A 12,461-nucleotide genomic window follows, 5' to 3' on the forward strand; every position below is an offset into this window, starting at 1 on the left:
AGCCCTCCTCTTTTTATATATTCTCATTCATAAACTCAATTAGAGATAATGAATAGGAATCCTGTTTATCTTTTAAATCATAGAGATGTTCTTCTTTAATTGGAAATAACAATTTGTTGGAAGCATCATGATTATACAATGGAAAAACCATTTGAAATGGAACATCCTTATCATTTTTAGAATGAACATAAACTGTTGGAATCTGATTTTTCTTAACCAATTCCACTGTATCCATTTTTTTAATATCTATTTTTAATTCATTTTTCATCACTTTTCTAATCACTCTACCTGCCAAATATTGTGGTACTTTCATCTCTCTTTGACATTTCTTTGTCAGATAGTGGTAAACATGATCATAAGCTCCTTCACTTATAATCAAGTCTACATTCTTAAGTTTACCTAATCCAGAAGCATTTAAAATCGTATTGGCTCCCATTCCTTTACCATACATAATCAAACGATGATTTTCTCCGTATTTCTGTAATAAATACGTATTAAAATACATCAAGTCAAAAACATCACGATAACCAAAACCTCGAATATAACCATCACTTAATCCATGAGCATGAGCATCAATCATTAAAATATGATCATCTTTAAAAATACTTTTTAGATACTCCACTGTTTTTTCCAAAGACTTGGCAGAAGCCATCAACTCATGTAAACAGACAATCGTTCTTTTTGCTTCAGGCTTTTCTATCAGATAACCCTGAAGATACAAACCTTTATGATTTTGAATCTTAATCTTTTGAGCATGAAGTTTTTCATACCAGTTACCTTGATCCTCTTTATTCAAATGTTCACGATATAAAACTTTTTTGGCAAACTGATTTGCAAGTGCTAAACTGGCTGTCAATGTTGACGCTGTTAAAGTTGAAGCTAAAGCAGTTGTAACTGCAAGTTTCTTTTTCATTTATACCACTCCTTAAAATTATCCATTAATAGTCTATTAATGTTTGTCACTTGTTCAAAAGAACTTAAACGATAGTTTTCATTTTCCATTCTTGCTGCAAAATACTGAATAGCTGTCACCAGTTCATCTCTCACTTTTGGTTTCATATTATCTGGAAATGATTCAATCGGAAAGCATGTAAACACAAAAGTATTGTAATCTCGATGGAATAAATCCAATAATATCTGATAACCTTCTGTCTGTATAATAGAATTTCCTAATGCTAAATCCAAATCATGATTTGCAAAAGTTAACATATAATGAATAATATTTCTTAAAACATTAATCAAGACTTCATAATAATGTTCATAATCACTATAGAAAATATAGTAAATATAAGAAAAAATAAGGTTTCCCTGACTACGAGAATGTTTGCGATTTTCCAGCATAAAATCATTATCAATCAATGTAAACTCATCTTTAAATTGATCTATGATGGCTTTAGCCACATTGTATTGTGATAAAACAAGCGAACCAAAATCCGTCATGATTGCAAATGTAAAACGTGAATTTAAACATAAAGTACGAATAGCTTGAAATAATTCTTCTGGTACATTTTTATAAAATTTATCCAAATGACGCCAAACAATACGAATAATCTTACGAATATAATAAAGATGAAACTGATATTCTGTATCTAAGTATTTTGAATTGGTTCCATCCCACTCATATTGATATAAAACACTCTCAAATAAAAGATTAACAGAATCTATAAAATTTTTATAATTTTTACGTTTTAACTGTTTTTTTAAACAAGGTAAAAATATCTTATAAAAATCATCCATTGTCTGTTGATTAATACCATGATGATATTTCATATAGCTTAAAATATCACAAAAATCAATAGGTGCCAAAACGTTCACTTCATCTGAAACTGTTTTAATAAAATTTTCATACAATGAATAATGCAAAACTCTTTTATATCCCAGTCTTGCTAAAACACGTGTTAAAGCATCTTTCACAATATAAATCTTTTCCTGCTCATGTAAATCTTCTGAAAAAGTATACGTAATTTCATCTAGACAATGAATTTCCACAAAAATATCAATTTGGCGAAAATTTTGATCCAACATATAATAATGAACTTTAAACGTATTTTCTTCAGTACGATATCCACTATGATATCGATACTTTCCCACATATTGTGATTGATGATCAGCCATGAATTTTTGCATAACTGCCTGATCAAACGCCATATTTTATCCTCCTTTATGAGCTTTTTGAAAACGTGGTAAAAATTGACGACGTACATACTGCACAGCAATATAACGTATATTCTCTCTTGAATAATCTCCACCGATAGATAATGAAGTATCCATAATTTCTTCAGTCAATAAAGTTAATTCATGATCACTCAACTCTATTTTTTCTAAAGCAATTGTCGTTCTCACAATTTCCTTACACTCATCTATATAATCTTTTTTATCAATATCTGTTACATGTTCCATATTTTTAATCTCCTTACTAGCATTATACCATGATTATATGTCTTTTCTATAAACATTTCTTTCTTTTTTATCATTTGTTTTCCATATAAAAAGCAGGTCATCCTGCTTCTTGTGTTATCTTAAAAAACGAATATCTTCCGTGATATCAAATCCTAAATCTTTTAAATGATTTTTGGCTTGTTGATATGTTTGCATATCCAATAACGCATTGGCTTCATGGGCATCTGTACCAATAATGACACGATTTCCTACATCTTTTGCAATCTTGAAAAAATCATCACAAGGATAATGACGATGTGTACGATATCCTAATAAATTAAATTCTAATGGTATATCATATTGTTTAGCTTTTAAGCATAATCTTTGCATTTCCTCTGCATAAAAAGGATCATCAGTTGGATAATTGGCTAAATCCGGATGAGCAACATAGCTATATAAACCTGTTTCGATTGCTTCGATACAGCTATTGACATATTGTGTAAGTTGCCAAGATTTCAAAGGAAAACCAAAATAAATACCATCTTCATCACTACCATCATAATGATTGCCTAAAATAATATAATCAATAGGATATGTTTTTAACATCTCTTTTAAACCATCCATATATTTTTCAAAATATTCACATTCTAAACCAATTTTTATAGAAATCTGATTTTTATATTTCTCCTTTAATTTTAATAGAGTCGATACATAATCACCTATTTCATAAGCTTCCATACGCATTGTTGGGTGAAATGAAGATTGATACATCCACGGGCTATGATCACTGAACCCTAGTTCAGTATATCCTGAAGCAATGGCTGCCTGAATATAATCTTCTTCATTATCAATAGCGTGATGACAACGTTTCGTATGTGTATGATAATTTTTCATTACTATTCATCTCCTTGGCTTCTATTATAACGCATTGACTTCGCTTATCGCAATAAAAAGAGGCATCTTTCATAGATACCTACTCATAATCACATGTATAACCACGCATATCTAATTCTAACTTTTCTACTTGCCAGTCATTTAATAAATGACCTAACTCCTCTTTCATTCTGACGACACCTTTTTTATCACTTTCTCGAATAACAGCCATTATTGTTGGTCCAGCTCCCGATAAATAGCAGCCCAGTACATGTTCATCTTTTTCTAAAGCTGCCATAATCTCATCATATCCTTTTATCAAAGTCCCACGATAAGGCTGATGTAAACGATCTTTAAATCCCAGCTTCAAACCATCATCATAACCATTAATCAAAGATGCGACCATTAATGCCAGATGGGATACATTCGCAATAGCGTCTTGTCTTGGTAACTGTTGAGGTAAAACAGCACGAGATTTTTCTGTTGATAAAGTAAAAGGAGGGATAAAAGCAACAAAGCGATAATCGTGTTTAACTGGAATATTTAAAGTTGTCACATGGTTATCATTCATGACCGATACTGTCAATCCCCCAAAAATAGCAGGAGCGACGTTATCTGGATGCCCTTCAATCTGTGTTGCCAATTCTAATATCTCCTGACGTTCTTCACTACGATCCATAAAAGCATATGCTCCTACAATCCCTGCAACAATACATGTTGAAGAACTTCCAAGTCCTCTTGTATAAGGTACGTCCCCACTACACTCAATGCGTAATCCTTGAAATTGTAAACCACAGGCTTTTGCTCCTTCTACAAAGGCACGATATGTCAAATTGTCTTGATTACAAAACTGCTGTGGACAACCAGTGATTTCTAAACCATCTTCCAACAATTCAAAAACAAAAGTATTATATAATGTTACTGCTAATCCGGCAACGTCAAAGCCCGGTCCTAAATTAGCACTTGTTGCTGGAACTTTCACTTTGACTTTCATAAAGATATCTCCTTAATCTTTTGAGAAATCTCACGAATAATTTGTGATTTATCTATCACTTTTTGATGAAGAACTTCTCTTTGGTCTAAAGCTACTAATGGTTTAGGAATTTCAACACCTGTTTTTTGATAAACTGCTTCAATAGCTTCATATTCTGATAAGTCTTGATTTGTTAAAGCATGATAAACAGAATCAGCAAATTTATATGGTGAAGCTGTAGCTAAAATGATCGTTTTCGTCTGATCTCTAAATGCTTTTTGATATTCTTTATAAACACCATAACCAATAGCTGTATGTGTGTCTAATAAATATCCTGTTTCTTCAAAACATGTTTGAATTGTATTGAGAACTCCTTGTTCATCTAACCATCCTGCTTTAAAAAGACATTGCATTTTTTCTAATAAATCAGAAGAAATTTCATAAACACCATTTTGGTTCAATTGTTCCATATAACTATTCACTTTTTGACTATCTTCACAAACCATATACACAAGTCTTTCTAGATTACTAGATACCAGAATATCCATTGCCGGAGCATTTGTTTTATAAAATTCACGACGTGCATCATATTTTCCAGTACGGAAAAAATCAGTTAAAATATTATTTTTATTAGATGCAACAATAAACTTTTGAATAGGTAATCCCATCTTTTTAGCAATAACTCCTGCTAGACAATTGCCAAAATTACCACTAGGAATTGTAAAATTCACTGCTTCATTTAAACGAATTTTCTTTTCATTCACAAGTGTCATATAAGCATAAAAATAATAAACCACTTGAGGAATCAATCTGCCAATATTAATAGAATTTGCAGAAGATAAGAAAACATGATGCTGATCACATAAATCTTTTAATTCTAAAGATTGAAATGCCTGTTTCACTGCTTTTTGAGCATCATCAAAATTTCCATCTATACCTACAACATCCACATTTTGACCAGTCTGCGTAATCATTTGTTGTTTTTGAATAGGCGAAACACCATCTTCAGGATAAAAAACTTGAATATATGTTCCTTCCACATCTTTAAATCCTTCTAAAGCCGCCTTCCCCGTATCTCCAGAAGTTGCTGCTAAAATCATCACTTTTCTTTCTTCACCTTTTTTCTTGAGTGAATAAGTCATGAAATAAGGTAATAACGATAATGCCATATCTTTAAAAGCCGCTGTTGGACCTTGAAATAATTCAGCAATATAAACATCTCCTGCCTGTTTAACAGGAACAACTTCTTTTGGAAACAAGCCATTTCCATAAGCTTTCTGACATAATTCTCTTAATTCCTCTTTTGCATTATTTCCAACAAAAGATGTTATAATTTCAGTTGCCATATCTACATAAGATAAATGCTGCAAAGCCTTTAAATCTTTTTGTTCTAATGTAAAATCTGGAACAAGCAATCCTCCATCACTGGCAATCCCCTGCAAAATAGCATCATAAAAATCTATTGGTCGCTGTTTTCCTCTTGTACTCACATATTTTTTATCACTCATGATTTACACCTGCTTTCATATTTGTTTCATTGTATACAATTTTAAAATACAAGTCAATATTATTAGACTATTTAAGCATATTTATCATCCATTTTATAATTTCCCTAAAATTAATGAAGATTTATATTGTTTTAAAAATATCATTTTGACTAATACTCTTGAATATACTATAATAAATTTTATTATAAAGGGGGAAGCAACTATGAGCCATATAATCATACCTAAAGACTATAAGCCACATCTTAATTTAATCGAAACAGAAGTAGCTATCAAAATGATTAAAGATACATTTGAAAGAAGACTTGCTGAACAACTTCGTTTAACACGTGTTTCAGCACCACTGTTTTTATTAAAAAATACAGGTTTAAATGATGATTTAAATGGTATCGAAAAACCAGTATCATTTACATCTTTTGAACTTAATCATAACGATGAAATAGAAATCATTCATTCTTTAGCCAAATGGAAAAGAGATGCTTTATATCGTTATGGTTTTGAACAACATACAGGTTTATATACAGATATGAATGCAATTAGAAAAGATGAAGAATTAGACAATATTCATTCCATGTATGTAGATCAATGGGATTGGGAAATGGTCATTTCCCGTGCTGATCGTACTTTAGACTATTTTAAAGCTATTGTTTCAAAGATTTACAATGCTTTGTTAGATGTTGAATTTTTAATGATTAGACATTATCCTCAACTCGGTGAATCTATTTTACCTGATGAAATCTATTTTATCACTTCTCAAGAGTTAGAAGATCTCTATCCTCAACTCACACCTAAAGAAAGAGAAAAAGAAATTGTCCGTACTAAAAAAGCAGTTTGTATTATGCAAATTGGTGATTTATTAAAATCTGGTCAAAAACATGATGGACGAGCACCAGATTATGATGACTGGAAATTAAATGGTGATATTCTTGTCTATAATACACAACTTGATGATGCATTAGAAATCTCAAGTATGGGTATTCGTGTGGATGAAAAAGCCTTAAAAGAACAATTAGAAAAAGCAAATGCTTTAGAACGTTTATCTTTACCTTTCCATCAAAATGTAATCAATCATGTTCTTCCATTAAGTATTGGTGGTGGAATTGGTCAAAGTCGTTTATGTATGTTCTTTTTAAGAAAAGCTCATATTGGTGAAGTTCAAGCTTCTTTATGGGATGAAGAAACTATGAAATTATGTCAAGAAAATCAAATTCATTTATTATAAAAGCATTCCTTTTATTGAGAATGCTTTTTCATAAATTCAAATGATATAGTGAATGGATTATTTCTTTGACTCGTTTTTGCTTTTTTCTAATAAATCAATAACATCTAACAATGAAGAAAAAATACCACTAGCCTTTTGAATATATTCTTCATGAGGATATTTTAAATCCGGAATACAACAAACTGGAATATGTGCATCATAGGCTGCTTGGATACCTGCTTCACTATCTTCTAAGACAATAGCTTCTTGTGGGGATACACCAAGTTTTTCACAGGCTTTTAAGAAAATATCTGGAAATGGTTTCCCTCTTTTGACATCTGGACCATAAACCATAACATCAAAATCATCTATCATATGATGTGTTTCAAGCATTTGATTTGCTCTAGAAGCCAGACTAGATGTAGCAAGAGCAATTTTATAATGATGTTTATGTAAATAATCTAATAGCTCTTTAGCTCCTTTTTTTAATTGAACACCTTCTTTTTGTAATAATTGAACTTCTAACTGATGAAAATATTGAAACTTTTCTTCAATATCATAATCCAGATGATAATGTTCCTTAATAAACTGTAAAGAGACTTTCAATTGCTTCCCTGGATAATCTTTGACATAATCATCCATAGTAAAAGTATACCCATAACTTTCAATTAACTGTTTATAACATTTATATGAAATGACTTCACTATCAATCAAAAGCCCATCCATATCAAAAATAACTGCCTTTAACATAACCATCCTCCTCAACTTTATGTTTATCTTATTACAAAACACTTGAAAAGAAAAGATTCTTACAGAAACAGAAAAAATTTTCTCAGACAAAAAATACCCCTTCACTCATGAAGAGGTATTCTTTTATTCAATTTCAATATGATAATCTAAAATATAGACTGTGACGAAAGTTAAAATCACATTGAAAAATAGATCAATGAACATAAACGTAATTGGAATTCCATACCATTCAAAAGATGCGATACTCATACCTGATAAAACAAATTGTATCCATGAAAATAATTCCCAAAACTATCCATATACAAATCCCGACAGCCAAACGATGATGACGACATAAAGCTGTATGTGCTAACGTTAAAGCAAAATAAATAGATATAATAAGCGCATATGTTTCTACAATCATATAAATAAGACTTAATAATGATTCACCAGGCTGATTCATGAACATCTGTCCTAATCCTTTGAACACTTCTGGAATTCCCTGAAAAATCTGCATGATTGACATATTATGTGTCAACAATGACATCATAACTCCCATCAATAAAACCCCAAACATCAATGCAATTCCACCAAGAATAAGCCATACAAATGAAACAATAAGCTTAGAAATAATTAACTGCAAAGATGATACAGGTAAAGTCAATGTCAGATAAGCTGGTCTTTTAAACATAGAATGATAATAATGTGTAAAAATACTGACAAATAATGCAATACTAATTCCCATAACTAAAACTGTAAATCCAAAAGCCATCATAAAGCTTAAAATAGGAATATCTGGAATTAGTCCTTCTGTAAAAAATGGCAATAATAAACATGCACCCCAGAAAACACAAAACGAGATGAAAAAGGAACGCATAGAATGAATAAATTCATATTTCATTAATTTTAACATTTGAATTCCTCCTTAAAAATATCATTAATAGAAGCTTGTCTTTTCATTCTTAAGTCCTCACTATTTTCATGTAAGATAATTTCACCATTTTTAATAAAGATCACTTCATCAAATATTTTTTCAATATCCGCAATCAAATGTGTTGATAATAAAACAAGTGCATCTTCAGCATAATTATTTAAAATAGTATCTAAAATAAGTTCTCTTGCAGCTGGATCAATACCACCTAATGGTTCATCTAAAATATAAATCTTTGCTTTTCTAGACATAACCAATATCAACTGAAACTTCTCTTTCATTCCTTTTGATAATTCTTTAATCTTCACTTTCTTTTCAATATCCATTCTTTCCATTAAAGATAATGCCTTATTCAAATCAAAATCATCATACATATCAACAAATAAATTCAATGCATCACTGGTTGTCATCCAGTTTTCAAAATAAGGTTCATCTGGTAAATAAGAAATGATTTTTTTAGAATGAATACCTATAGCTTGCTGATCAATTTGAACATCTCCATCATATTCTTTCAATAAACCATTTAAAACTTTAATCAGTGTTGTTTTCCCGCTTCCATTAGGTCCAAGTAAACCCACAATCTGTCCACCATGTAAAGTTAAATTCACATCTTTTAAAACTTGTTTCTTTCCATATTTTTTATTTAAATCTTGGATTTTTATAAGTTCACTCATGATTTTCCTCCTTTAAATAAGCAATAATATCTGCTTTTGTAATGCCATAACGCTCCATTTCTTTAACAAACTGTTGAATCGTTTCTTGTATTTTGTTTTGGCGACATGATTCAATAAAATCAATGTCTTCACTAACAAATCTTCCTACTGCCCTTTGTGTCACAATAAATCCCTGATGTTCTAATTCCAAAAAAGCTCTTTGAATGGTATTAGGATTGACTTCCAATCTTGATGCCATCTCTCTGACTGATTCTAATTTATCACCTGGCTGCAACTGCCCACCAAGAATTTTTGATTTGACTTCTTCAACAACCTGTAAATAAATAGGCGTATCTGTTTGAAAATGATTCATAGCCATTCCACCTTACTGTATTAATACACTAATACAGTAACACAGTATAATTCTTTTGTCAATATTCACACACAAAAAAAGATAGCTTTTCACTATCTCTTATATCAATCAAATAAAGTTTTCCAATTAGGATGACGATAGGCCTCAAAATACATATGAATTTGTTCTTCATTGTTTTTCTCAGTAGAAAGCTCAAGTAAATGATCTTCATCAAAATATTTAGATTCTACTGTTTCTACATTTTTCTCAAACTTTCCACCTATTTCATAACAAAGCACAAAAATTTTACAAACGCCATAAGCATAAATTGGAACATTATGTTGAGCACGATCTTGCACAGCGATAATTCTATCAGCGATCACATCTAAACCAGCTTCTTCTTTCACTTCTTTTATTGTATTCTGTTTAACTGATAAGTTCACATCTACCCATCCACCAGGAAGTGACCATTTTCCATTATTTTCTTTTACCAAAAGAATTTGATTATCTTTAAAAATAGCTGCACGTGTATCTAATTTAGGTGTCTGATATCCACTTTCATTACAAAATAAATCTTTCACTTTTTCTAAAGGAATATCATTTTGATACGCCATGATTTCAGCCGATATTTCTCTTATACGTTCATATCTTTCCTGATCGTAAACATCATGACCATAAGTTAATCCTGCTTGTGCCAGACTTTGTAATTCAATAGCCCAATCCACCCATTTTTTATTATTCATTTTTTCCACCTCTTTATTTTTATTATATCTTATTATATCTTTCATGACTACCCATCCAATGAAAAATACAATACCTACACATGATGACTTTTTGATCAATAAATGCTAAGATATAAATATCTTTTTTATATAATCAATTAAATGGAGGAATATTCATGAAAGATGGATTTATAAGAGTAGGTTGTGCAAATTTTGAAGTATCGTTAGGTCAAGTTCAACACAATGCACAAAAAATCATATCTTATGTTAAAGAAGCCAATGAAAAACATATCAAAATTCTTGTTTTTCCAGAGCTTTGTTTAACTGGATATACAATTGAAGATTTATTTTATCAAAAACGTGTTTTAAACGAAGTCAACAAACAAATCACTACTATATGTGAACAGACAAAAGATTTAGATATATTGTTTACTTTTGGTTGTCCAATGGTTTTGAAAAACAAACTTTATAACTGTGCCATAACAGTATGTCATGGAGATATATTAGGTGTTGTTCCTAAAACATATATCCCTACATATCATGAGTTTTATGAAGGACGTCATTTTGCCAGTGCTTTAGACAATGATGAAGTCATTACAATCAATGGTCAGACTTATCCATTTTCTTCACGTTTATTATTTGAATGTCAGAGTCATCCTGAATTAAAAATCGGTATTGAAATCTGTGAAGATTTATGGGCACCTTTACCACCAAGTACCTTACATTGTTTAAATGGAGCAACATTAATTTTGAATCCTTCTGCCAGCAATGATTTGACATCAAAATCAGATTATCGTCGTCTATTGGTCACTTCTCATAGTGCCAGACTTATTTGTGGCTATGCTTATTGTAATGCTGGATTAGGTGAGTCTTCTACTGATGTTGTTTTTAGTAATCATCATTTGATTGCTGAAAATGGAAGTCTTTTAGCTCAATCTCAACAATATAGTGAAGGTATCATCTTTGCTGATATGGATATGGAAAAAATAGTAAGTGAACGTGTGGAAATGACAACTTATGATAATCGTCAGGATCATTATCAGATCATACCTTTTTCATTACAGGATGAAGATATTGAACTGACACGCACATATGATCCACATCCTTTTGTACCAAGCAATAAGGATCAACGTGCAATGCGTTGTCAGGAAGTTTTTGATATTCAAATTCATGGTTTGATTCAAAGATTAAAAGCTGCACATATCAAAAAAGTCGTCATTGGGATTTCAGGTGGTTTAGATTCTACCCTTGCATTACTTGTTGCTAATATGGCTTATCAAAAATTAGGATATCCATCTCAGGATATTATTGCTGTAACAATGCCATGTTTTGGAACAACATCTCGTACTAAAAACAATGCTTTAAAAATGATGGAAGAATTAAATGTCACTTCCTTAACAGTGGATATTGGGGATGCTGTTAAGCAGCATTTCAAAGATATTCATCATGACGAAAATGTTCATGATGTGACATATGAAAACTGTCAAGCAAGAGAACGTACACAAGTTTTGATGGATATCGCCAATCAAGAGGGTGGCATTGTCATTGGAACTGGTGATTTATCAGAAGTGGCTTTAGGATGGTCTACATATAACGGTGACCATATGAGCATGTATGCTGTTAATGTTTCTGTTCCTAAAACACTTGTTAGATATTTAGTTGATTATGTTTCTTCTTTGTATGCTGGAAAACCCCTTCATGATACATTACAGGATATTTTAAATACTCCTGTTTCACCAGAACTTTTACCAGCTAAAGATAATGAAATTGTTCAAAAAACAGAAGATATCGTCGGTCCTTATGAACTCCATGATTTCTTCTTATATCATCATGCCAGATTCCACTATGAACCAAGAAAACTTTATCGTATTGCCTGTCATACTTTTAAGGAACAATATGATAAGCAAACCATTAAAAAATGGCTTACAACATTCTATCGCCGTTTCTTTACTCAACAATTTAAACGTTCATGTATTCCAGATGGTCCAAAAGTTGGTAGCGTCGCTTTATCTCCTCGTGGGGATTTACGAATGCCTAGTGATGCCAATGTGGAATTATGGTTAAAAGAATGTGAATGTCTATAGAAAAAACCTGATAATAAATCAGGTTTTCAGACTGTTGACAAAGTGGTAGAATTTTTTAT

The 12,461-nt window shown here is 31.1% G+C and carries 13 protein-coding genes; 2 read left to right on the forward strand and 11 right to left on the reverse strand.

Annotated elements, in window-relative coordinates:
* Window positions 1-13: 13 nt before the first annotated feature.
* The 6 genes from KEC48_RS09745 to thrC all read right to left on the reverse strand — a co-directional run bounded on the left by KEC48_RS09745 (window position 14) and on the right by thrC (window position 5,733).
* Complete coding sequence (locus tag KEC48_RS09745; RefSeq protein ID WP_211962095.1) at window positions 14-913, reverse strand: hypothetical protein; 900 nt, start codon at window positions 911-913, stop codon at window positions 14-16.
* A complete protein-coding gene (locus KEC48_RS09750) occupies window positions 910-2,148 on the reverse strand; it encodes a hypothetical protein (RefSeq protein WP_211962096.1) in 1,239 nt (412 codons plus the stop codon). The genes KEC48_RS09745 and KEC48_RS09750 overlap by 4 nt, the downstream gene beginning before the upstream one ends.
* A 3-nt stretch (window positions 2,149-2,151) precedes the next feature.
* Window positions 2,152-2,400: a hypothetical protein gene (locus KEC48_RS09755; RefSeq protein WP_087359527.1), complete on the reverse strand. Its 249-nt coding sequence runs from the start codon at window positions 2,398-2,400 to the stop codon at window positions 2,152-2,154.
* Window positions 2,401-2,514: 114 nt separating this feature from the next.
* A complete protein-coding gene (locus tag KEC48_RS09760; RefSeq protein ID WP_211962097.1) occupies window positions 2,515-3,273 on the reverse strand; it encodes a histidinol-phosphatase in 759 nt (252 codons plus the stop codon).
* A gap of 79 nt (window positions 3,274-3,352) precedes the next feature.
* The gene (thrB, locus tag KEC48_RS09765; protein ID WP_087359531.1) at window positions 3,353-4,246 is read right to left on the reverse strand and encodes a homoserine kinase; all 894 of its coding nucleotides are present in this window, start codon (window positions 4,244-4,246) and stop codon (window positions 3,353-3,355) included.
* Window positions 4,243-5,733: a threonine synthase gene (gene thrC / locus KEC48_RS09770; protein ID WP_087359532.1), complete on the reverse strand. Its 1,491-nt coding sequence runs from the start codon at window positions 5,731-5,733 to the stop codon at window positions 4,243-4,245. The genes thrB and thrC overlap by 4 nt, the downstream gene beginning before the upstream one ends.
* A 202-nt stretch (window positions 5,734-5,935) precedes the next feature.
* Between thrC and asnA the strand changes: the two genes are divergently transcribed.
* The gene (asnA, locus tag KEC48_RS09775) at window positions 5,936-6,952 is read left to right on the forward strand and encodes an aspartate--ammonia ligase (RefSeq protein ID WP_211962098.1); all 1,017 of its coding nucleotides are present in this window, start codon (window positions 5,936-5,938) and stop codon (window positions 6,950-6,952) included.
* A gap of 57 nt (window positions 6,953-7,009) precedes the next feature.
* On the opposite strand, the gene KEC48_RS09780 is transcribed toward asnA, so the two are convergent.
* The 5 genes from KEC48_RS09780 to KEC48_RS09800 form a co-directional block, all read right to left on the reverse strand.
* Window positions 7,010-7,681, reverse strand: a complete 672-nt coding sequence (locus tag KEC48_RS09780) for an HAD family phosphatase (RefSeq protein WP_211962099.1) — start codon at window positions 7,679-7,681, stop codon at window positions 7,010-7,012.
* Between the two features lie 229 nt (window positions 7,682-7,910).
* Window positions 7,911-8,573 (reverse strand): hypothetical protein, encoded by a 663-nt coding sequence (locus KEC48_RS09785; RefSeq protein ID WP_211962100.1) that lies wholly within the window; start codon window positions 8,571-8,573, stop codon window positions 7,911-7,913.
* On the reverse strand, window positions 8,567-9,265 hold the full coding sequence (locus tag KEC48_RS09790; protein WP_087296916.1) for an ABC transporter ATP-binding protein: 699 nt from the start codon (window positions 9,263-9,265) through the stop codon (window positions 8,567-8,569). Before KEC48_RS09790 ends, KEC48_RS09785 begins: the two co-directional genes overlap by 7 nt.
* On the reverse strand, window positions 9,258-9,617 hold the full coding sequence (locus tag KEC48_RS09795; RefSeq protein WP_087359541.1) for a GntR family transcriptional regulator: 360 nt from the start codon (window positions 9,615-9,617) through the stop codon (window positions 9,258-9,260). Before KEC48_RS09795 ends, KEC48_RS09790 begins: the two co-directional genes overlap by 8 nt.
* Before the next feature lie 104 nt (window positions 9,618-9,721).
* Window positions 9,722-10,339 carry an NUDIX hydrolase gene (locus tag KEC48_RS09800; protein WP_087359543.1) on the reverse strand — a complete coding sequence of 206 codons (618 nt, stop codon included), beginning with the start codon at window positions 10,337-10,339 and terminating at the stop codon, window positions 9,722-9,724.
* Between the two features lie 155 nt (window positions 10,340-10,494).
* Here KEC48_RS09800 and KEC48_RS09805 point away from each other — a divergent pair, with 155 nt between their 5' ends.
* On the forward strand, window positions 10,495-12,402 hold the full coding sequence (locus KEC48_RS09805) for an NAD(+) synthase (RefSeq protein WP_211962101.1): 1,908 nt from the start codon (window positions 10,495-10,497) through the stop codon (window positions 12,400-12,402).
* Window positions 12,403-12,461: the final 59 nt, after the last annotated feature.

The organism is Clostridium sp. C1 (assembly GCF_018223625.1).
Taxonomy (GTDB): Bacteria; Bacillota_I; Bacilli_A; order Erysipelotrichales; family Coprobacillaceae; genus Allocoprobacillus.